Here is a 21,126-nt window from a genome sequence, read left to right as displayed (position 1 = left end):
ACGATATGACGGACCGTCAGATCCGGGCAAGGGTCGCGGTACGACTGGCGGACTCAGGACAGCCGGCGGCACAGCAGCGCGTCCGGGCTCCCGGAGCTGCCCACCCGCGTGGTGAAGGCGATTCCGGCGGCGTACTCGTCGGCCGCGCACTGCCCCTTGTAGGCGCCGTGGGCGAAGTCGCCCCCGGCGGCGTCGGCGGGCCGGTTGTCGGACCGGTCGAACCACACGGTGCGTCCCGTGGTGCCGAGCGGGGTGCGGGCCGGGGCGCACAGCGCGGCGGACACCCGGCCGCCACGGCGGCTGTAGCCGATCAGGAAGTTGTCCGAGGGGCACTGGAACTTGGTGTGGCCGGAGGCCCAGTCGCCACCGGCGGGCACATACCGCTCGTCCGTGACGACCGTATGGGCGGTGCCGGGGGCACGCGGGTCCTCGGCGCCGGTGTCGGTGCACAGTCCGCGCCCGGCGGTGTGGCCGAGGCCGATCAGCCGCAGCCCGTCGGGGCAGGCGGCCTTGTAGGCGCCCGGATCCCAGTCGCCGTGGGCCCGCTCGATCAGCGACTGCACCTGGTCGCCGTGGTCGGTGGCGAGCATGCGCCAGGTGGGGACGGGGTCGACGGTTCCGGTGTGCTCGGGCGCGGTCATCAGCCGCTGCCAGGGCGTGGTGCGCCAGTCGCCCTGGTCGAGGACTCCGGTGCGGTGGCCCGCGGAGTCGTAGCGCAGCAGCGCCCAGTCGTCGCTGCCCTCCCAGCCCACCAGTGGCCAGTAGGCGAAGTCGGCGTCGTGGTCGGCGAAGTAGTCGGTGAGGTTGGTGAACCAGGCGCGCGGGCGGGCGCCGGTCTCGGCCGCGCCGATGCCGAACTCGCTGATCCACACGGGTGCGGTGTAGTGCCGTCCGGTGTCCTCGGCGACGAAGAACGCCTGGTCGGTGAGGACCTTACGGAGCTCGTCGCGGCTGAGGTCCTGGTACCGGGGGTCGTGAGTCTCGCCGATGCCGGTGGCGCCGCTGTGGCGGGGGCCGGTGTAGCCGTAGAAGTGCGCGGAGTAGACCAGCTTGTGGGCGTTGACGAGGGTGTGCGAGAGGGTGCGCGCGGGCGCCAGGGTGGGCCGTTCATGGGGCAGCCCGTCGACCGGGATCCCCGTCCAGTTGATGCCCTCGATGACGATGAGGAGGTCCGGGTTGCCGTCGGTGAGGATGCGGTCGGCGGCTTGTTGCGCGGCGGCGTACCAGTCGTGCGCGTCGCCGAGCCCCCAGTTGGGGTCGTCCAGGATGTCGCGGCGCACCTCGTTGTAGAGGTCGGCGCCCACGACGCGTGGCTCATCGGCGTAACGGCGGGCCATGAAGACCCAGTCGTCCACCCAGCGCTGAGTGGTCTGGCCGCTGTTCCACCGCTCGTTGCCATCGACTCCACAGCACCACCGGGTGGTGTTGGTGTGGTTGTTGAGGATGACGGCGAACCCGTCGCGGCCGAGGGCGGACACCACGGCGTCGAAGATCTGGAGCGGTGTCTTCCCGCGCAGTTGCGGGTTGGCGGCCACGGCGCTGTCCGGCACGGTCGCGGTGGCGTGGATCATCTCGTTGGAGAACGGCAGCCGGATGCTGTTGATGCCGAGCCGGTGGAAGTCGGCGAGCAGGGTCGGCAGGGGGACCCGGTCCAGGCCGAGGGGTATGCCGTGGGAATTCTGGCCGGCGTGGTGGTTGGCGGGGTCGTCGATGCTGCCGCTGCCCGTCCACGACCCCTGCGCACCGTCCCAGTTGGCCGACTTGAGCCGGAAGCGGTCGCCCTTGGCGTCGACGATGTACCGGCCGCGGGTGGACAGCGGCGGCTGCCAGGTGTCGGCCGCGGGAGTGGCGGCCGGGGCGGTGGCGCGGGCGGCGGGCGCGGCCGGCTGTCGCGCGGCGGCGACCGGCCCCGGCGCCGTGGCCAGCAGCGCGAGGGTCGCCGCGAGTCCCGTCAGATACCTGAGTGATCTCCTGATCGGCATGCGGCCTTCCCCTGGGTCAGCGGCCGGGCGGTCCCTGCCGGGCACGTGACTGTAGGACGGCCCGCCCGAAGTGTCGAGTACGCCCCGGCCCAACACCCCGCTTCCGGCCGGGCATCAGCCGATCACCAGCCGCGCCCCCTGTGTCGCGGCGGAGGACGGTCCGGTCTCCAGCATCAGCTCTCCGGGTTCGACGGCGAGGCCGAGGTCCCGGGTGACGGAGGCGAGGGTGCCGGCGTCGATCGCGAACACGGCGTCGGCCTCCTCCCCCGGCCGCAGGTCGAGGCGGGCGAATCCGCGCAGCTCACGGACACGGGGCCAGGAGGAACCGCCCGACAGCCGCCGCAGATAGAGCTGGACCGTCTCGCGCACCGGCCGCTCACCCGTGTTGCGCACGGTGACCCGGCACGTGAGGGTGGGATCGTCCGGGGTGACGCGGGCCCGGGACAGCCGTGGCGGCTCGAAGGCGACCGTGGTGTACGACAGGCCGTGGCCGAAGGCGTATCGGGCGGTGGCGGGCTGGTCCACATAGCCGCGGTAGCCGTGGTCCTTGGCGTTGTAGAACACCGGAAGTTGCGCGGCCGACCGGGGGATCGACACCGGCAGCCGCCCCTCGGGCCCGGCCGCGCCGAACAGCACATCGGCCACGGCCCGTCCGCCCCACGGCCCCGGGTACCAGGCGCTCAGCACCGCTCCGGCGGTGCCGGAGAGGTCGGGCAGGGCGTGCGGACGGCCCTGGACGAGGACCACGACGACCGGCACGCCCGTGGCCGCCACCGCGTCCAGGAGCGCCAACTGTCCGTCGGGCAGGCGCGGATCGGCCAGGTCGACGCCTTCGCCACACGTCATACCGGCGGAGTCGGCCGAGGTCACGACGGCCGCGCCATTGGTGTCGAAGGAGGTGTCGCCCGACCGCGCGCTGGACCCGCCCAGGACGAGGACCGCGATATCCGCCGCTGCCGCCAGCGCGACCGCCTCGGGGACACCGGAGAGGTCGCCGCCGACCAGATCGCACCCGGGCGCATGGCTGACCTCGGTGTCCGGCGGGGCGGCCGACCGGATGCCGTCCAGGACCGTGACATGGTGGGAGCCGGGGCGCTGCGGGGCGGTGTAGTCGCCGATCTGCTGGGCGATGGAGTCGGCGTTCGGGCCGAGGACGGCGATCCGGCGGATGGAGGGTGCCAGCGGCAGCACTCCCCCGTCGTGGGCGAGCAGTGTGATGGACGCACGGGCGATGCGTTCGCTCAACTCACTTGGGTCATAAGGCTGTTCACCGGCGCGCGGAGAGGGCTGGTCGAAGAGGCCCAGGCGGAACTTCAGCGTGAGGACCCGGGCCACGGCGGTGTCCAGGGTCCGCTCCGTGACGAGCCCCTGGGCGACCGCCTCGGCCAGCCGCGGAAAGCAGGCGTCCCAGAGGCTCAGATCGCATCCGGCGTTCAGGGCCAGGGCCCCCGCGGCCACCGGGTCGCCCGTGAGCCGGACCAGCCGGTCGACGGCGGTGCCGTCCGCCATCACGATGCCGTCGAACTCCAGCTTCTCCCGCAGGAGTTCGGTCAGCAGCGGGCGGCTGGCGACACAGGGCAGGCCGTCGAATTCGTTGTAGGCCGCCATCACCCCGGCGGCCCCGGCGCGGATCCCGGCCCGGGCCGCCGCCAGATGGATCTCGTGCAGTTCGCGGGCGCCCAGTTCGGTGGCCGCGCTGTTGCGTCCGCCGACGGTGGCGCCCTGTCCGGCGAAGTGCTTGAGCACGACGGCCACATCGGCGGTGCGCATGCCGCGCACCAGCGCCTCGGTGAGCCGCGCCGCCAGATACGGGTCCTCGCCGAAGCACTCCTCCGCTCGGCCCCAGCGCGGGTCGCGCACCAGGTCGAGGGCGGAGACGAGCGCCACATGGCCGCCGCGCGCCCGCAGCTCCGCGCCGACGGCCGCGGCCGCCGCCTCGTAGAGCCCGGGGTCCCAGGTGGCGCCGACGGCGAGGTTGACCGGCAACACGGTGCCGTCCAGGGCCTGGTGGCCGTGCGGTACCTCCTCGACGAACAGCACCGGGATGCCCAGCCGGGTGTTCTCCACGACATGCCGCTGCACGGAGCCCGCGACCCGTGCCCCGTCCGCCGCCGTGATGCCGTCGGCGAAGCCGACGCCGGACCACGCGTCGGCCCGCTGGAGCCCGTACAGGGCGCCCATTCCGCCGTACGCGGCGACCTCGGCGCGGAAGGCGCCGGTGAGCCGGTGGCCGTCGCCGTCCCGTTCGTAGGCGTGCCAGCCGTACATGCGCTGGTTGACCTGGCCGACCTTCTCGGTGAGCGTCATACGCCCCAGCAGATCGCGGACCCGGTCGGCCACGGGCGCGGCCGGGTCGCGGTAGAGGTGGCCGGTCACCGCAGCTCCAGGACGCGCACCCCGTACGGGCCGAGCGACACCTCCGCGGCCGGTGCGCCGGAGGCGAGGTCGCGCAGGGTGCCGTCGGCGACGGGGCGGACGGTGAGCTCGTCGGGGCTCTGGCTGACCAGCCATACGAAGCGGCGCCCGTCGTCATGGACGAGGAGGTCCGCGCCGACATGGGGGCTGTCGACCGTCACCGGGCGGCGGGCCCCGGCGACATCGGCGAGCGCCGCGTACAGCCGGTGGGTGTCCTCGGGGTTGGCACGGGCGGTGCGGGCGGCCATGTGCTCCAGGGGGTAGGTGGCCAGGACGGTGCGGCCGTGCCCGGTGTCGCGCACCAGGAGGGCGGGCCGCCCGTGCGCGTCGACGGCCACCACCCGGGCATCGCGCGGCACGACCGGCAGATACGCCCGGCTGTCCTCGTTGCCCGCGACGGGGAAGCGCAGCGAGGTCCCGGCGCTCAGCCCGCCGAAGTCCTCGGTGAACGTCATCTCCAGGACATCGTCCTCGATGGGCTCGGCGACACCGTAGGAGAGCTGTAGTTCGACGCCGAACAGCCCGTCCAGGTCGTCGAACCACGGGCCGCGGGTCCCGGGGTGTTCGCCGGAGCAGAACGAGAGGTAGACCGTGGCGCCCGCGTGGGCGCGGCGTTCGAGCTCACGCCGGGTGCGGGTGGTGAGCTGGCGGGTGGCGGGCAGCAGATACAGGGCCGCGTCGCCGGGCAGTCCGTCGGCCTCCCGGGTGAAGCCCACCGGCAGGTCGGCGGCGCGGGTGGCCACGTAGCTCTGGTGCAGGGAGGTGAAGATCAGCGGGCGGTCGGCGGGCCTGCTGTAGGGGTAGCCGCGCTCCAGGAAGGCGGGCACGACCAGCGCCGCGTCCGCGTCGGCGCGTCGGCAGTGTGCGAAGTCCACGTCCTTCAACACATCGGCGAACGCGGCGAGTTCGAGCAGCGGGGCCTTGGGGGCTCCGGTGCTGTCGGTGATGCCGAAGTGCATCTCGAAGGGGTGGTGGTCGTACGGCGAGCGGTCCCACAGGTCGTCGTAGTCGGTGTTGTTCCAGGCGATCCAGCCCGTGGCCCCGCCGAGCAGGGAGTTGTGCAGGGTCTGCCGGTAGTAGACCGCCGCGTTCCGGTCGGAGACGGTGTCGGTGGAGAGGCCGAACTCCTCCAGGACGACGGGCTGTCCGGTGACGGATGCCAGTTCGCACTCGAAGGCGGCGCGCAGGTGCTGACGGGGCCGGTCGGTGTCCGAGCGGTACACATGCGGGCCCACGAAGTCCACGTACTCGGCGGTGTCGCGCAGTGAGAAGCCGTTGTCGCGGCCGGTGACCTCGATGCCCCACGCGCCGTCGCCGAGCGAGACCGGCTGGGTGCCGCCCGCGGCCCGTACGGCGTTGCACATGGCCTGCGCCCAGGCCGTCACCACATCGGAGGAGGGCGGATCCACCTGGTAGATCCGGCCGTAGCCGGGCATCTCGTTGGTGATGAGCCAGCCGGTGACGGCCGGGTGGTCCTTGAAGCGGCGGGTCATCTGGGACACGAACCACGCCTGGCGGCCGACCATCCACACGTCCTCGTAGAGGTCGCGGCCGCCGCGCCAGGCGGGGTCCCAGTTCTCGCCCGACATGTGGCCGACGATGAAGGTGGGCACCGTCCCCATGCCGGTCTCGGTGTGGGCGTCGAGGAAGTCGCGGAAGCGTTCGCACAGCGTCTCGTCGACGCGGTCGGGCTGCGGATGGAAGTCCGGCCAGTAGAAGAACGACCGGGTCATCGTCAGGCCGTGCTCGTGCAGCACCCGCAGCTCCGCGCGGACCGTCTTCGGGTCGTAGTCGCGCCACATCAGGGGCCCGCCGGTGCGGGACCAGAAGTTGGCGCCGAGCCAGGGCAGGACGGCGGGCTGGTGGATGAGCTGGGCGCTGTGGCGTCGCATGGTCCTTCTCGGGTGTCGGTGGTGCGGGTGGGGGGTTGGACGTGGGTGTCAGCCGGGGGCGGGTCCGGTGGACTCGCGGACGACCAGCCGCGGCCGGTCGTCGAGCACCGTCTCCTCGACGTCCTCGCCGCAGCGGGCGAGGAGCAGCCGGGCGGCGGCCGCGCCGACCCGCCGCACCTGCTGGTCGACCGTGGTCAGCCGGGGGTGCAGCCAGCGGCCGAGCGTCAGGTTGTCGTAGCCGACGACGGACAGCTCGTCGGGGACGCGCAGCCCGCCGCGCTGGGCGGCGCCGATGCCGCACATGGCCATGGAGTCGTTGGCGTAGACGATCGCCGTGGCCCGGTCGGCGGGCTCCAGCAGGGCCTGGGTGGCGGCGACGGCGGACACTTCGGTGAAATCGGTGTGCAGGACCGCGTAGGGCCGCAGGCCCGCTTGCTTCAGGGCCGTCTCGAAGACACCGCCGCGCAGCCGGGTGTGCCGCAGGTCGGCGGGGCCCGCCACATAGGCGATGCGCCGGTGGCCGAGCCCGAGCAGATGGCGGACGACCTCCTCGACGGCGGCGTCCTGGTGGCCGAGGCCGACGCGCGGCACGGCGGCGGCGCGGTCGGGGGGACCGAGCAGCACGGCGGGCAGGCCGAGGCGGGTCAGCAGGGCGGGGCGCGGGTCATCGGCGCGGGCGTCGGTCAGCACGGCCCCGTCGACGCGGCCCTCGGCCGCCAGCCGCTTGTAGAGGGCGTTCTCCTCCTGCGCGCCCGCGACCAGGTGCAGCAGCAGACCGTAGCCGCGGGGCGCCAGTTCGCCCTCGATGCCGGTGATCAGCTCGCTGAAGTGCGGGTCCGCGCCGAGCACATCGGTGGGGCGCCGGACGACGAGGGCGAGGGTGCGGGTGCGGGCGCTGCGCAGGGCGGCGGCGGACGCGCTCGGCGACCAGCCGAGTTCCATCGCGGTGTCCAGGATGCGCGCCCGGGTCGCCTCCGACAGCCGGCCCTTGTCGTTGAACGCCTGGGACACGGCCGCGGTCGACACCCCGGCGGCGGCCGCCACCTGCTTGATGGTGGGGCGCCGGCCCTGCTGCACGGCGGGTGTGCTCACGCCTTGACCGCCCCGTTGACGAGCGCCTGCTGCATGCGCTTCTGGAGCACCGTGTAGACGACCCATACGGGGACCAGGGTCAGTACGGTACCGGCGGTGAGAACACCGTAGTCGGTGCCGGTGATGGCCTTCAGGGTGGGCAGGGCCACCTGCACGGTGCGCTGTTCGGGGTCCGGGCCGATGATGATCAGCGAGTACAGATACTCGTTCCAGAAGGTCAGGAAGTTCAGCAGCAGCACGGTCGCGATGCCGGGCAGGCACATCGGTATGTAGATGTGCCGCAGCACCGTGTAGGTGGACGCCCCGTCCATCCGGGCGGCCTCCTCCATCTCCCTGGGAATGGTCCGCATGAACTGCACCAGGATCACCACCGACAACGGCATCGCCGTGGCGGGCAGGAAAAGGACCATGAACAGCCGGGTGTGGAACAGCCCGGTGGCGGCGGCGAGCAGGAAGGTGGGGAAGAGCGCCGCGAACGTGGGGATGAGGAAGCCCAGCGAGAAGATCTTCTCCATCGCCGAGGCGAGCCGGCTCCTCGAGCGGGCGAGCGCGAACGCCGCGGGCAGCGCCAGCAGCAGGGTCAGCGCCAGCGCGAGGGCCGTCACCAGCGCCGAGTTGACGACGGCCGTCCCCAGGTCGGCGCTGTCGTAGGCGGTGCGGAAGTTGCCGAAGCCGAACGACGAGGGCAGCGCGAAGGGATGGGCGAAGATCTCCTCGTTGCTTTTGAACGCGGAGGCGAGGAAGTAGTAGAGCGGCACGATCAGCAGCACCGCATAGGTCCACACCAGCAGGTGTGCGGGCAGCCAGCGTTTGCCGAGTTTCATGGTGAGCGCCTTCGGGTCAGTAGTTCTGGCGGAACGCGCGGCGGATGGTGAGCAGCCCGACGAGCCCGGCCAGGAAGAGGATGACGCCGACGGTCTGGCTGTAGCCCAGGTCGGCCGCGATGAACGCCTTCTGGTAGACGAGGAAGGACAGCGTCGTGGACGAACTGCCGGGGCCGCCCTGGGTCAGCAGCAGGACATGCTGGGCCGAACCGAAGAGGGTCCACAGGAACTGAAGCATGGTGACGACGCCGACGTAGTCGCGGATCACGGGGAAGTGGATGCGCCACATGGTCCGCCAGTGCCCGGCCCCGTCCAATTGCGCCGCCTCGCCGAGGTCGTCCGGGACGCTGTCGAGCCGGGCGGCGAACAGGACGGCGGTGAAGCCGATCCCGCTCCACACGTCCAGGGCGATGAGACAGGCCAGGGCCGTCGACGGGGAGGCGAGCCAGGCGTCGGTGAGCGAACCGAGCCCCACCGACTTCAGCGCGCCGTTGGCCAGCCCGTCCGGGGACAGCGCCGCGTAGAACACCATCGCCTTGGCGGGGGTGGAGATCAGGCCGGGGATGAACAGCAGATAGCGGATGACACGGTGTCCGGGCGGCTTCTGCGCCACGTAGTAGCCCAGCATGTACGCGCACACGATCATGATCGGCAGCGCCACCGCCAACTGGACGGCGGTGTTGCTCACCGCGTCCCAGAAGACGGGGTCGTCGAGGACCGTACGGACGTTGCCGAGACCGGCGAAGGACACCGGCTGGAGCATGCCCGGCCAGTGCAGGGCGGCGATCACGAAGAGGGCGATCAACGGGCCGATCATGAAGACCGCGTACCAGACCAGCGCCGGGACGGCGAGGATCGTGCCGCCCTGCCGGGGGGTGCCGCTACGGCCCGTGGTGGCGGGCGGTGCGGGTTGGCGGACCGCGGCCCCGCCCGGGGTCGACGTCAGCGTCGTCATGAGGTGGCTCCCGTGGAGTCGGGCTCGGGATATGAGCGAACGGGCGGGCGGTTCACGCGGAGCGGTACGCGGTCTCGAGCGCGGCGCGGACCTTCGCGGCGCTGGTGCCGCGGGTGAAGGAGGTGCTGGTCGCGGTGATCAGCGGCTGGGCGGCGGCGGGCGGGACGTACACATCGGGCAGCAGTGCCTGGCTCACCGCGCCGCCGAGCCGCTGGGCCGCGGCGACCAGCGGGAAGTCCGTGCTGAGGGTGTCGGAGCGCAGCGCCATGTCGCGGCCGCTCTCCTTGATGAACCGGGAGACGGTGTCCGGCCGGTACATGAAGCGCAGGAACTTCTCGACGGCGTCGATCTTCTTGGTGCCGTTCGGGCTGATCCAGAACCCGATGAGGGTGTAGGTGCGCAGGATGGTGGGCTTGTCGTGGACGGCGCCGCCGGTCAGCGGCCAGCCGCCGACCTCGGTGTGCCGGGCCACCTTCTCGGGCACCTTGGCCAGGGCGGAGGACATCGCCGACTCGATCGCCGCGGCCTGGGTGTTGAACTGCGTGGTCATCGTGTCCGAGGTGAGGCCCTGCGCCTTGTCGGCGAAGACGCCCGCGTCGCGCAGTGTCACGAAGTAGTCGATGCCCTCCCGGGCGCCCCTGCTGCCGAAGTCCCCGGTGGTGTAGGCGTGCCGGGCCTCGTCCTCGGTGAGGAAGGTCTGGATGATCTGGGCGAGCAGCTTCTGCCCGGTCCAGTCGTTGCCGCCGACGGTCACGGGCGCGATCCCCTTGGCGCGCAGCTTGCGGGCCGCGGCGATCAGCTCATCGCCCGTGGTGGGTATCGCGTCGACGCCCGCGCGGTCCAGCAGTGCCCGGTTGTAGGCGATCGGCCAGTTGGTGGCGAAGTAGGGGAAGGCCCGCACCCGGCCCTTGGCGTCGGTCCATTCGGCCAGCGCCTGCGGGAGCACCCGCGTCCGCAGCCCCCAGTCGTCCAGGTAGCGCTTGACGTCGACCGTGGCGCCGACGTCGGTCCAGGCCAGCGTCTTGTCGTAGAGGTTGACCATGACGACGTCCGGCTCCTTGCGGGCCAGCCGCGAGGTCTCGTAGACCTGCGCGAGGTCGTCGCCGTTGATGAGGTTCTTGACCTTGAGCCCCGGATTTTCCTTGCGGAACCGGTCCAGGGCCGCGAGGTAGGTCGGCGATCCCGGGGCGGTGGTGCCGAGCTGGCTGTGCACGACGAGGGTATCGGGATCGGAGTCCGCTCCGGTCAGTGCGGAGCAGCCGGACAGGCCGGGCAGGACGGTCGCGGCGGCCAGGCCGGAACCGGTGGCGAGGAAGCCGCGCCGAGTCAGCGGTGAGTGCACTGCGGGGGTCTCCAACCAGGCGGTTAACGAGTGGTTAATCGATCTACCTCGAGGGTGAGAGGAATGTAGGAGCCACTTCGCCTCTGGTCAAGCCCTTGCCGGGGGCGAAAAACACCGCCGCCGGAGATGGCGCGTACGGAAAACGGAACGGCGCCCACCGGGAGGTCCCGATGGGCGCCGAAGCCGAGGTCCGTGTGATGACGGCGGTGTGACCGCCCGCGAGACCGCTATTCCCAGGCCCGGCGTATCGGGGCGCCGGGATCCGCCACCCGCGTCCATGCCTCGGCGATGCGCATGGTCGTCCGGCGCACGCTCTCGTACGGCGGCCAGCCGGGGTCGCCCGTTCTCGCGAACCGGATCCAGGTGGCGTGGACGCGGGAGGCGAGACCGGCGGGCGGCTCGGCCGGGCCGAGGATCGCCTCGGGGCCGTGGAGCGGTGGCAGATCGGTGCGGTCGAACACGAACGGCAGCTCCATGACATGCGTGGCGCCGAGCCGCCCGTCCAGGGCCCGCGACCGCCAGGCGAACTCATAGACGTGGGTACGCGACGAGGGGTGCTGGGCGTGGGCGGCCGCGAGCCGCCGGGTGCCCGCGCCGAACAGGGCGTCCGTCATGATGGCGGACCGCAGTTCCCCGGCGGAGGCCCCGGGCCGCTCGCGGCGGTAGACCTCCACCAGCTTCTGAGGGGCGGGGTGGGAGCGTGCCGCCACGGCGTGGACATCCTCCTCGGTCGAGGACGCCAGGTGGCCGAGTGGGACCAGATAGAGGTTGCCCTCCTCGGCGTTCGTGCCGAGCAGCAGGTCGACGCCCGCGCCGCGGCCGGTGGCCACGGCCTCGGCCGGCTGCTGGTCCAGGACGAGACTGAACGGGCTCAGGCCGATCAGCGGATCGAAGTGTCCGTCGACCGTGAGATCGATGCCCGCGAGTTGGGGCATGGCCTCGACGAGGCGCTCGTCGGGGACCGACGCCAGCGCCTCGGCGGTCGGGGCGGCCCCCAGGACGCGGGCGAGGGCCCGGGTGACCCGGTCGGCCTGGGCGGGGGTGAACGCTCCCAGGCCGTTGCCGCTCTGGATGATCGCCCGCTGGAAGAGACCTTCGGCCCGCGGGTCGGCCACCACCGCGCCCACGATCGTGGCGCCCGCCGACTGCCCGAAGAGCGTCACCCGGGACCGGTCGCCGCCGAAGGCCGCGATGTTCTCCTCGACCCAGCGCAGGGCCGCGATCACATCCAGCAGACCCCGGTTGTCGGGCGCGTCGGGGAGGTGCAGGAAACCGGGTACGCCGAGCCGGTAGTTGAGGGTGACCAGGACGACTCCGTCACGGGCGAAGCCGGTGCCGTCGTAGAGCGCCGACCGGGTGGACCCGGCCACGAACCCGCCACCGTGCACGAACACCATCACGGGCAGGTCGCCGCGTGTGGTGTCGGGCGTCCAGACGTTCACCGCGAGATAGTCCTCGCCCGGGACCCAGCCCTGCCCGAAGTACGGGGACATGTCGAGGTCGCCGAACGCGTCGCGCCCCGGCTGTGGCGCCGTGGGGCCCGCGGCGGTGGCATCCCGGACACCGTCCCACGGCGGGTGGGGCACCGGCGGGGCGAACCGGGCGGCGCCCCGTGGCGGGGCGGCGTAGGGGATGTGCCGGAAGACGGTGGCGTGTTCCTCCCGGCGGCCGCGGACGGCGCCCTGGGAGGTGGCCACGATGGGGGCGAAGGTGTTCGTCATATGCGGGGTGTGTCTCTTCCTCGGTATCGCTCCGGTCCGGATCACAGACGGGTCCGGGGTCACAGACGCGCGAAGGCCGCCCATTCCTTGATGGCGAACCCGCCGCCGTCGCGCCGTACCTCCGCGGCGCCATGACCGCCCAGGTGGGCGGGGAAGACCAGAGTGTTCTCCTCGGCCGCCCGGCCCAGGATCCGGCGGCGGGTGGCGCGGGATTCGGCCGGGTTCTCGCAGAAGCAGCTATTGGTGTCGGGATCCGCGATCTGCACCGGGTTGTGCAGCATGTCCCCCACGAAGAGCGCGCGATCGCCTCGGGAATCGAGGGCGAGCACGGACGATCCCGGGGTGTGTCCGGGGGCGAGTTCCAGACGCAGATTGGCGTCGATCTCGAGGCTGCCGTCCCACAGCACCGCCTTGCCCGCTTCCTGGATGGGGACGACGGAATCCTCGAAGACATTCTGATTGCCCCTGCCGAACACTGTCTTGTGCTCATTCTCCGGATTCCAGAACTCGAAGTCGCGCTCCGGCATGAGATAGGTGGCATTCGGGAAGGTCGGCACCCACTGCCGACCGTCGAGCCGGGTGTTCCAGCCCACGTGGTCGACATGCAGATGTGTGTTGATCACGATGTCGACGTCCTCCGGGTGCACCCCTGCCCTGGCGAGATTCCCCAGGAAGTCGGTGTTCAGATAGCTCCACACCGGTGCGTAGGGCCGGTGCTTGTGGTTGCCCACACCGGTGTCGACGAGAATGGTCTTGCCCTCGCTGCGCAGGACCCAGGTCTGAATCGCGGATCGCACATTGTCGGCGGCGGGGTCGTAGAAGTCAGGGGCCAGCCAGGACGCGTTGTCCTCCCAGACCTTCTCCGGGCTTTCCGGGAAGAAGGCCCGGGGCGTCAGGTCGACCGGGCCGTAGTATTCCTCGACGCGTGTGATGGTGACATCGCCCAGCGTTATCTGCTGCATGGATATTCGCCTCATGTGTCGGAAAGTCGATTGGCAGCAAAATCCTCACCGGAGGGGGCCTGGGACGGTATCCGTCACCTGACTGCACCTGCTCTCCGACGACGGCCACGCGACCGATAACACATCACCGCCGCTCCGAAAATTTTTCGGAGACTGGCTTGGAGAGATCTTCTTTGCGGCCGACATCCGCACGTGCACATCGAAGAGCAGCAGCTCAGGGGCAGGGAGGCGGAGGAACCAGCGAGTGCTTCTACCGGAATGATTCCGGAAGGAAGCGTTGACGTTGCGTCGGTCCCGCAGCATACTCCGCAGCGATCGTTGCCCATCGGCACACCACTGCCACCCGCTCGGCCTTCGAAGAAGGGACAGCAATGGTCATCAATTCCCGTCAGGAACACAGAGATCGGCATCCTCGGTTACGCGTCCGAAGGGCGTTCAGCCTCGGCGCGGTCGGCTTCCTCACCGCGGCCGGTGTTCTGGCCCTGTCCGGTCCCGCCAGCGCCGCGAGCACCCTCGGCGGCGCGGCGGCGGCCAAGGGCCGGTACTTCGGTGCCGCCGTTGCCGCGGGCCACCTTGGCGAAGCCCCGTACGCCGCCACGCTGGACACCGAGTTCAACGCCGTCACACCCGAGAACGAGATGAAGTGGGACGCCGTCGAGCAGTCGCGGAACTCGTTCAACTTCGGCTCCGCGGATCAGATCGTCGGCCATGCGCAGGGCAAGGGCATGAAGATCCGTGGCCATACGCTGGTCTGGCACTCCCAACTGCCCGGCTGGGTAGGCGGTTTGAGCGCCACCGAGCTGCGCTCGGCGATGAACAACCACATCACCAAGGTGATGCAGCACTACCAGGGCAAGATCTACGCCTGGGATGTGGTCAACGAGGCGTTCCAGGACGGCAACAGCGGTGCGCGGCGCAGCTCGCCGTTCCAGGACAAGCTCGGCGACGGGTTCATCGAGGAGGCGTTCCGCACCGCCCGTGCGGCCGACCCCAACGCCAAACTCTGCTACAACGACTACAACACCGACGGTCAGAACGCGAAGAGCAACGCCGTCTACAACATGGTGAAGGACTTCAAGGCCCGCGGTGTGCCGATCGACTGCGTCGGCTTCCAGTCGCACTTCAACAACCAGTCCCCGGTCCCCGGTGACTACCAGCAGAACCTCCAGCGCTTCGCCGCCCTCGGCGTCGATGTGCAGATCACCGAGCTGGACATCGAGGGCTCCGGCACGGCCCAGGCCGACAGCTACCGCCGCGTCACCCAGGCGTGTCTGGCCGTGTCCCGCTGCACCGGCATCACCGTATGGGGCATCCCCGACAAGTACTCATGGCGCGCCGGCGGCACTCCGCTGCTGTTCGACGACAACTACGGCAAGAAGCCCGCGTACAGCGCGGTGCTCGCCGCGCTGGGCGGCACCGGCGACGGTGGCGGTGGCGGTGGCGACAGGACGTGCACCGTGTCGTACGCCGAGACGCAGCGGTGGGGCGACCGTTTCAACGGTCAGGTGACGGTACGGGCGGGCAGTTCCGCCATCAGCGGCTGGACGGTGACGGTGACCGTGCGTTCCGCGCAGACCGTCTCCACCACCTGGAACGGCAGTCCTAGCTGGGACGGCAGCGGCAAGGTCATGACGATGCGGCCGAGCGGCAACGGCAATCTGGGTGCCGGAGCGTCGACCAGCTTCGGCTTCACGGTCATGGCGAACGGGGACTGGTCGGCCCCCACCATCGGTTCGTGCACCGCCTCCTAGCCGACCGGCAGCAGCATCCTGATGCACGACGGCGCCCCCGAGTTCGCCACCGTGGTGGGCGGTGTGCGACGGGGGCGCCGACCTCAGGCGCCGGTGGTCACGGCCGACGGGGTTTCCGGCCGAGTCGGCACAGGTCCCGCCGCAGGTCACCGATGTCGGGGACGGTGTCCAGCGTCAGGCATCGCTCGATCCACCGCGCCCAGTCCGGGTCGTCCTCGTCCGCTCCGGTCTGGCGGCGGAACTTGGCCGTGACCGCCTCCGTGGGCGTGGCCCCGGCGGCGCCACCGCCCGCGCTCACGATCTCCTGCTCGACCCGCCGTCCGTCCGCGAGATCCACCAGCACCCGGGCGCCCCAGTGGTCGGGCAGACCGGAATCGAGTGCGGGGGCGTGGCCGAGGACCACCTCCGGGGCGTCCTCGGGCAGGGTGCCGCGGAAGAAGGCCACGTCCCCCGCGGCCCCGTGGAGCCAGGCGGCGACGGCGAACGCCGCGCTGGCCGCGGCCTCCGTGGGGCCCGCGGGTGCCCGGTCGGCCGTGACGAAGCGCAGCAGCGCCGCGGGCAGAAGGATCTCCATACGGCGGGCCGTGTGGAGTGGCAGTCCCCTGTCCGCCAGCGTGTCCAGCGCTTCCAGCGCCGCGTGCAGGGGCCGGGCACACGGGTACGCCTTGAACACGCAGTCGGCCAGGTGCGGTTGCCCCTCGGGCGACGGGGCTGCGGCGCCGGCTCCCAGGGCCGCGGCGGCGGGCTGATCCAGCAGGGTGCGGCTGGCCCGCGCCCCGGCCCGGGCGAGGTAGGCGGCCTCCATTCCGTCCGCCGCCGCGCGCCCGGCGAGCAGATAGTGGCCCGCGCCGAGTTCATCCGCACTGAGCAGTCCGCCGAGCCCGGCCGCGGCCAGGCCCAGGGACGCGATCGTCTCCTCCTCGTCCAGGCGCAGCAGATGCGCCACGGCGGCCGCCGACCCCAGCGCGCCGAAGACCGCGGTCGGCCACCAGGCCCTGCCGTACAGACTCGGCCCGCCGAATCGCAGCCCCGCCTCGACGACCACCTCATAGCCGGTGATCACGGCGTCGGTCACCGCGCTGCCCGGCAGCCCTTCGCGGTCGGCCACGGCCAGGGCGGCCGGGACCACCACGGCGGCCGGGATGACCGCCGCGGCGGGGTGCAGGGCGTCGTACTCATCGGCGTGGGCCAGCACCGATTCCATGAGCACCGCCGTGCGCGGGGAGTGCGTCCCGGCCATGGCGGGGGTGCACAGCTCACCGGTGTCACCGGTCCGCGCCGTGAACGTGGCCAGTTGCGCGGCCAGCGGATGGGAGGCACCGGCCACCACACAGCCCAGGGTGTCCAGGATGTGCAGGGCCGCCCGGGACCGGATGTCCGGCCCGGCCGTGCGCGGGCCGTGGCGGCCGCGCCGGACCAGCTCCTCCAGTACGCTCACCGGCCGGCTTCCGGCCGCAGGGCGGGCAGCACCTCGGAGCCGACGCTTTCGATCAGCTCGGTGGGCGGATCATAGGAGCCGACATGCTGGAGGAACACATCGGTCACCCCCTCGGCGTGCAGCGCGGTGAGCCGTTCGGCGATCTCCTGGGCGGTGCCGAACAGGCAGAACTCCTGGGCGAACCGGAGCACCGCCGCATCGCTCACCCAGGCCGAGCAGATCTCGACGGCCGCGTCCCAGTCCTCGGCGTGGACGAGGTCCGGATAGACGCCCTCCACCCGTGCGGGTACCTCCAGTTCGATCCCGGCCAGGGCGAGGAAGGGCGCGCCGCCGTTCTGGGCGATCGAGGCGCAGATCGGCTTGAGCAGCCGGGCCTCGGCCTCGATGTCGTCGGTCACCGCGCAGAACGCCGAGACCGTCAGCGGGATGGCCGCCGCGGTGCGGCCCGCGGCCTCGGCGCCCTCCCGCACCCGGGCGGTGGCACTGGCGAGGGTGTTCCGTGAGACGCCGCTGAGCAGGATGACACCGTCGGCGATCTCCCCGGCGAGCCGCAGATTGCGGGGGCCGCTGGCGGCCATGTGGATCGGCACGTTCGGATCGGGGTCGCGCAGCCGGGACCGTACGCCGTTGAAGTCCCACTCCTCCCCCGCGAACAGCGCCCGCAGCGTGGCGAGTCCGTCGCGCAGCTCCGCCCCGGTGCTCTGGCGCATGCCGATGGGGCCGACCGAGCTGTTGCCCACGCCGAGGCCGAGGGTGAACCGGCCGGGGGCCAGTTCGGCGACGCTGCGCGCGGCCGAGGCGACGACGGCCGGGTGCCGGGTGGCGAGGTTGGTGACCGCGCTGCCCAGGCCGATCCGCTCGGTGCCCAGCGCGGCGGCGGTCAGGACCGTGAACACGTCCCGCCACAGCAACTGGGAGTCGGGGAACCACACCTGGTCGAAGCCCAGTTCCTCGGCCCGCCGGGCGGTCGTGGCCAGCCGGTCCACCCGGTCGCACGGGGGTATGCGGACGCCGACGCGTATCCCGCTCTTCTCCGGTGTGTTCATGCCTGCCCCCCGTTCAGGAAGTCCAGGTGCAGTGCGTTGAAGCGGTCCGCGTGTTCATGCTGGGGCCAGTGGCCGCATTCGGGGAAGATCTCCAGCGTCGAGCCGGGGATGTTCCGCTGGAGGGCGTGGGCCTCGGGGACGTCGCCGAAGGGGTTCTGCGCGCCCCAGACGATCAGTGTGGGGGCGGTGATCCGCGCCAGTTGCCCGGGGGTGAGCAGATCCTCGACGCGGTTGTCCATCTCCTGGAGGCACAGCAGATGCGGCAGCGCCTTGATGAACTCGGGCCGGTGGTAGATGGCGTGGCGGACCTCGACCAGTTCGTCGCTGACGTTCGCCGGGTCGAACATGAGCAGTTCCAGCCGCTTGCGGGTGAGGGCGATGTCGTCGCGCTCCACCGCCTCGCGGGTGCTGGTCCTGATGCGCTCCATCACCTCCGGGTTGGCCACCGTGCCGCCGGGGGCGACGAGGGTCAGCCGGTCCACCCGGTCGGGATGGTCGGCGGCCAGCCGGGCGGCCACCCAGCCGCCGAGCGACTCGCCCACGAAGTGCGCGCGGTGGATGCCGTTCGCGTCCAGGTAGTCCAGTACGTGCTGGACATAGCGGGGGATGCGGTACGGGGCGTCGGGGCCGGTGGTGTGGCCGTGGCCGATCATGTCGATGGCGTGGCAGGCGTATCCGGCGGCCACATGGGCGGGGATGTTGCGGACGAACGCCTCCAGGTGGCCGCTGGTGCCGTGCAGGAAGACCACGGCATCGCCCGCCCCGGCCTGGAGCGTCCGGGTGCGCAGCTCGCCCGCGTACACATAGCCGAGGCGGAATTCCACGCCGGTCAGCTCGGTCCATAGGGTCATGCGGGATACCTCTTTCGTGCGTGTGCTTCGGCCGCGGGGTCCAGCGAGCTCATGACGGGGCACTTCCTTCCGCGGCGGTCAGGTCCGCCCGGGTGCGGGTGCAGGTGTTGATCACGGCGTGCACCAGGCAGCGGGTCAGGCGATGTGCCTCGCGGAGGTCCACGACGTTCATTCCGGCGGGGAAGTCCAGTGGCAGCGGGGCGTCCTCGCCGATGCGGTCCATGCCGATCCGGGCGGTGGGGATGCCCCGATTGCGCAGGATGTTGGCGTCGGTGGCGCCGCTGTTCAGCAGGATCGGCTCATGCGGGCGCCCCGCCAGCTCCTCCCAGGCGGCTTTTCCGGCCCGTACGATCCAGTTGTCCTCCGGGGTGGACGTGCCGGGGATGGCGAGCGTCATCTCCCAGTCCAGGTCGATCCCCGGGTGGGCGGCGCGGATCGTCTCCATCGCCTCGGCGAACTCCCGGCGGGCCTGCGCGGGGCTGGTCCTGGGGCTGATCCGCAGGTCGACGGTGAACCGGCAGAGGGCCGGGGAGAGCGAGGCGGTCCGGGGCCAGCCGCCCTCGATGGAGCCGATGTTGCCCTGCGGGGCGACCAGCCCATCGGTGTGCCGGGCGGTGTACTCGGGAAGCCACCGCTCCAGCCCGGCGATGACGAGACCGGCGTCCACGATGGGGTTGCGGTACGGCATGCGGTGACGGCTGCCCACGTAGCTGTACGTTCCGCCCAGGCGGACCTCGAACCAGCACAGGCCGACCTCCTCCCAGGCCGTCGTCCAGCCCGGCTTGGCGATCAGCGCGTAGTCCGCCCACAGCCCCTGCTCCAGCAGATACGAACAGCCGCTGCCCTGCCCGGCGTTGTGGCGGGCGTGCGGAACGGGCCGCCGGTTGGTCGGCATACCGCCCGCGCCGAGCCCGACCAGCACATCACCCCGCAGCGGCACCCCCGCCCGCCGGACCGCCTCGACGGCGGCGATCAGACAGGCGCCGTGCCCCTTGGGGTTGCTCGCGCCCAGGCCGAGCACATAGTGGCCGTCGACGGTCGGCTCCGCGCGCATATCGGGGCGCAGCACCGGGCCCGCCCACGGCAGGTCCTCCTCCTCGGTGCCGACGGTGAGCGTGTCGATCGGCGCGTACAGCAGCAGATCGGCACCGGTGCCGTCGCCGCGCAACCGGCCGACCGCGTTGCCCTGGGCCGCGTCGATGGGCTGGTAGCGGCCCTCGGCACCGGACTCGGTGAGCTGGTCGGCGAGCCAGGTGGCCAGCGGCCCCTCCTCGCCGGTGGGGCTGGGGATGCCCACCATGCCGACGACGAGTTCGGCCAGGCGGCGGTCGTCGATGTGCTGCCACGCGGCCTCGGCCCAGGCCCGGCGCCGCGGGCCGAGGGCAGCGGTGTCAGCGGCCATCGGGGTTCACGGACGTGGTGTGGGCGGCCCGGGGCCGCTCGTCGCGGACCACGGTGCCGGTGGTCTTGAGGATCAGGGCGCCCGCGGCCCGCCGCAGGGGCGCGGCGGCGGCGAGGGCGACGAGGGCGCCGGCGACGCCCGTCAGTAGCGCCGTACGTGACATGGAGGGAACCTCTGCTCGTTCAGGAGGACGTGAACCAGGGGGGGATCAGGGGGGATCAGGGGCGTGCGTCAGGGGCGGGGGTCGTGCTGTGGCGGTGGGGCTGGACGGTCAGACCGCCGCGCTCGACATGGCGGCGCCAGGCGGTCAGGGACAGGTCGGGGCGGTACAGCCGCTCCGGCGGCGCGTCCATGACGTCGACCATCCAGGCGTCCTGGCCGGTGAACTGCCCGTGGAAGAGCCACCGGATGGCGGTCAGGTACTTGGCCTTGAACAGCGCGGCCCTGGGCCCCGTTTCGTATCGGACCATGATCTGCACATAGCGGACGTGGTCGGCGTCCACGGGGACGTACCACTCGTAGTGGATGAAGTGCGGGTAGGCGACCCGGAGCAGTCCGGGCAGGCGCACCGAGACAAAGCCGGGGAGGTCCAGCTTGGCGATCACCGGGTTGATGTTCCGCGATTTGCCCGGGCGGTCCGGCAGCGCGGCCCGCTTCCACCAGCGCTTGTTGGACCAGGTGCCGATGCCGGGGTAGTCGGCCTCCCAGTGCACCTCGTCCTGGACCCGGATGAGCCAGGACCCCGACTCGATGACACGGGTCTTGTTCCAGGCGGGCATGACCTTGAACAGCCGCCACAGGGCCGTGTTGTGGAGGTACTTGGCGTGGCCCTCGTCGAAGCCGTTCTCGGCCGCGAACCGCCAGTTTCCCTTGCGGATGTCGGTCCTGCCGCCCATGACGAACGGCTCGGCGAGGAGTTCTTCGGGGATGTCCCGCTCCACCGGCGGGGCCTCGCCGTCGCCCACGTACACCCAGATCAGGCCCAGCCGCTCGGCGACGGGGTAGGTGCGGACCGCCATCTTGCCGCAGATCGGCGAGTCGGGGCCGTCGGTGAGCACCGCGCGCAGCTTGCCGTCGGTCAGGTCGTAGGTCCAGCCGTGGTACGGGCAACTGATGGTGCCGGGGAACTGACGCCGCCCCAGGGACAGCGGCACCCCGCGGTGGGGACAGCGGTCGTGCAGCGCACGGATCACGCCGTTGTCCCGGACCAGCACGATCTTCTCCCCGAGCAGGGTGATCGGGACCGGCTTCTCGCCGATCTGTCCGGCCCACTGCACGGGGTACCAGAAGTTACGGAAGCCGAGGGTGGCGCTGTTGTAGACGGGCCAGGCGGACCAGTCCTGCCCCTCGGGGTCCGACACCGGACGTTCCGCCACTGATGCCACCGATGCCACTGACGCGGCCGAAGGGGCCGGAGCACGGGTGGCGTGTGCGGCCGGGGTACGTGGCCTGC

General features: G+C 71.6%; 16 protein-coding genes. 1 reads left to right on the top strand and 15 read right to left on the bottom strand.

Going from position 1 to position 21,126, the window contains the following annotated elements:
* Window positions 1–53: 53 nt before the first annotated feature.
* The 9 genes from ACK1X7_RS40285 to ACK1X7_RS40245 all read right to left on the bottom strand — a co-directional run bounded on the left by ACK1X7_RS40285 (window position 54) and on the right by ACK1X7_RS40245 (window position 13,185).
* Window positions 54–1,982, bottom strand: coding sequence for a glycoside hydrolase family 5 protein (locus tag ACK1X7_RS40285; protein WP_390793437.1), 1,929 nt, complete (start codon window positions 1,980–1,982; stop codon window positions 54–56).
* A gap of 114 nt (window positions 1,983–2,096) precedes the next feature.
* Entirely contained in the window at window positions 2,097–4,358 is a 2,262-nt protein-coding gene (locus ACK1X7_RS40280; RefSeq protein ID WP_390793438.1) for a glycoside hydrolase family 3 N-terminal domain-containing protein, read from the bottom strand.
* Window positions 4,355–6,289, bottom strand: coding sequence for a glycoside hydrolase 5 family protein (locus ACK1X7_RS40275; protein WP_413116429.1), 1,935 nt, complete (start codon window positions 6,287–6,289; stop codon window positions 4,355–4,357). The genes ACK1X7_RS40280 and ACK1X7_RS40275 overlap by 4 nt, the downstream gene beginning before the upstream one ends.
* Before the next feature lie 48 nt (window positions 6,290–6,337).
* On the bottom strand, window positions 6,338–7,366 hold the full coding sequence (locus ACK1X7_RS40270; RefSeq protein ID WP_385139072.1) for a LacI family DNA-binding transcriptional regulator: 1,029 nt from the start codon (window positions 7,364–7,366) through the stop codon (window positions 6,338–6,340).
* Window positions 7,367–7,377: 11 nt separating this feature from the next.
* Window positions 7,378–8,205: a carbohydrate ABC transporter permease gene (locus ACK1X7_RS40265; protein WP_385138987.1), complete on the bottom strand. Its 828-nt coding sequence runs from the start codon at window positions 8,203–8,205 to the stop codon at window positions 7,378–7,380.
* 16 nt (window positions 8,206–8,221) lie between these two features.
* Window positions 8,222–9,160 carry a carbohydrate ABC transporter permease gene (locus tag ACK1X7_RS40260; protein WP_385138984.1) on the bottom strand — a complete coding sequence of 313 codons (939 nt, stop codon included), beginning with the start codon at window positions 9,158–9,160 and terminating at the stop codon, window positions 8,222–8,224.
* A 52-nt stretch (window positions 9,161–9,212) separates the two neighbouring features.
* Entirely contained in the window at window positions 9,213–10,502 is a 1,290-nt protein-coding gene (locus tag ACK1X7_RS40255) for an ABC transporter substrate-binding protein (RefSeq protein WP_216344002.1), read from the bottom strand.
* A gap of 227 nt (window positions 10,503–10,729) precedes the next feature.
* On the bottom strand, window positions 10,730–12,223 hold the full coding sequence (locus tag ACK1X7_RS40250; RefSeq protein WP_413116428.1) for a carboxylesterase/lipase family protein: 1,494 nt from the start codon (window positions 12,221–12,223) through the stop codon (window positions 10,730–10,732).
* A gap of 59 nt (window positions 12,224–12,282) precedes the next feature.
* Complete coding sequence (locus tag ACK1X7_RS40245; protein ID WP_413116427.1) at window positions 12,283–13,185, bottom strand: MBL fold metallo-hydrolase; 903 nt, start codon at window positions 13,183–13,185, stop codon at window positions 12,283–12,285.
* Window positions 13,186–13,556: 371 nt separating this feature from the next.
* Between ACK1X7_RS40245 and ACK1X7_RS40240 the strand changes: the two genes are divergently transcribed.
* Window positions 13,557–14,936, top strand: a complete 1,380-nt coding sequence (locus tag ACK1X7_RS40240) for an endo-1,4-beta-xylanase (protein WP_413116426.1) — start codon at window positions 13,557–13,559, stop codon at window positions 14,934–14,936.
* Between the two features lie 97 nt (window positions 14,937–15,033).
* Here ACK1X7_RS40240 and ACK1X7_RS40235 read toward each other — a convergent pair whose 3' ends face one another.
* From ACK1X7_RS40235 to ACK1X7_RS40210, 6 genes are read right to left on the bottom strand one after another with little or no spacing between them, the layout of a single operon-like run.
* Entirely contained in the window at window positions 15,034–16,374 is a 1,341-nt protein-coding gene (locus ACK1X7_RS40235; protein WP_385138973.1) for an MmgE/PrpD family protein, read from the bottom strand.
* A complete protein-coding gene (locus tag ACK1X7_RS40230) occupies window positions 16,371–17,420 on the bottom strand; it encodes an LLM class flavin-dependent oxidoreductase (protein ID WP_385138970.1) in 1,050 nt (349 codons plus the stop codon). The genes ACK1X7_RS40235 and ACK1X7_RS40230 overlap by 4 nt, the downstream gene beginning before the upstream one ends.
* Window positions 17,417–18,271, bottom strand: a complete 855-nt coding sequence (locus ACK1X7_RS40225) for an alpha/beta fold hydrolase (protein WP_385138967.1) — start codon at window positions 18,269–18,271, stop codon at window positions 17,417–17,419. Before ACK1X7_RS40225 ends, ACK1X7_RS40230 begins: the two co-directional genes overlap by 4 nt.
* 49 nt (window positions 18,272–18,320) lie before the next feature.
* Complete coding sequence (locus ACK1X7_RS40220; RefSeq protein ID WP_413116425.1) at window positions 18,321–19,673, bottom strand: M20 family metallopeptidase; 1,353 nt, start codon at window positions 19,671–19,673, stop codon at window positions 18,321–18,323.
* On the bottom strand, window positions 19,663–19,836 hold the full coding sequence (locus ACK1X7_RS40215; RefSeq protein ID WP_385138961.1) for a hypothetical protein: 174 nt from the start codon (window positions 19,834–19,836) through the stop codon (window positions 19,663–19,665). The genes ACK1X7_RS40220 and ACK1X7_RS40215 overlap by 11 nt, the downstream gene beginning before the upstream one ends.
* 55 nt (window positions 19,837–19,891) lie before the next feature.
* Window positions 19,892–21,034, bottom strand: a complete 1,143-nt coding sequence (locus tag ACK1X7_RS40210; protein WP_385138958.1) for a Rieske 2Fe-2S domain-containing protein — start codon at window positions 21,032–21,034, stop codon at window positions 19,892–19,894.
* Window positions 21,035–21,126: the final 92 nt, after the last annotated feature.

The sequence above is a fragment of the Streptomyces sp. CY-1 genome (assembly GCF_047218265.1).
GTDB classification, from domain to species: domain Bacteria; phylum Actinomycetota; class Actinomycetes; order Streptomycetales; family Streptomycetaceae; genus Streptomyces; species Streptomyces niphimycinicus.
The sequence above is the reverse complement of the archived record's forward strand: the minus strand, read 5'-3'. Positions and strand labels throughout refer to the sequence as shown.

Excerpts from the sequence above, each read along its gene's own strand:
- ACK1X7_RS40285 (WP_390793437.1), bottom strand. The coding sequence starts at position 1,982 with ATGCCGATCAGGAGATCACTCAGGTATCTGACGGGACTCGCGGCGACC.
- ACK1X7_RS40275 (WP_413116429.1), bottom strand. The coding sequence starts at position 6,289 with ATGCGACGCCACAGCGCCCAGCTCATCCACCAGCCCGCCGTCCTGCCC.
- ACK1X7_RS40265 (WP_385138987.1), bottom strand. The coding sequence starts at position 8,205 with ATGAAACTCGGCAAACGCTGGCTGCCCGCACACCTGCTGGTGTGGACC.
- ACK1X7_RS40260 (WP_385138984.1), bottom strand. The coding sequence starts at position 9,160 with ATGACGACGCTGACGTCGACCCCGGGCGGGGCCGCGGTCCGCCAACCC.
- ACK1X7_RS40250 (WP_413116428.1), bottom strand. The coding sequence starts at position 12,223 with ATGACGAACACCTTCGCCCCCATCGTGGCCACCTCCCAGGGCGCCGTC.
- ACK1X7_RS40245 (WP_413116427.1), bottom strand. The coding sequence starts at position 13,185 with ATGCAGCAGATAACGCTGGGCGATGTCACCATCACACGCGTCGAGGAA.
- ACK1X7_RS40240 (WP_413116426.1), top strand. The coding sequence starts at position 13,557 with ATGGTCATCAATTCCCGTCAGGAACACAGAGATCGGCATCCTCGGTTA.
- ACK1X7_RS40230 (WP_385138970.1), bottom strand. The coding sequence starts at position 17,420 with ATGAACACACCGGAGAAGAGCGGGATACGCGTCGGCGTCCGCATACCC.
- ACK1X7_RS40225 (WP_385138967.1), bottom strand. The coding sequence starts at position 18,271 with ATGACCCTATGGACCGAGCTGACCGGCGTGGAATTCCGCCTCGGCTAT.
- ACK1X7_RS40220 (WP_413116425.1), bottom strand. The coding sequence starts at position 19,673 with ATGGCCGCTGACACCGCTGCCCTCGGCCCGCGGCGCCGGGCCTGGGCC.
- ACK1X7_RS40215 (WP_385138961.1), bottom strand. The coding sequence starts at position 19,836 with ATGTCACGTACGGCGCTACTGACGGGCGTCGCCGGCGCCCTCGTCGCC.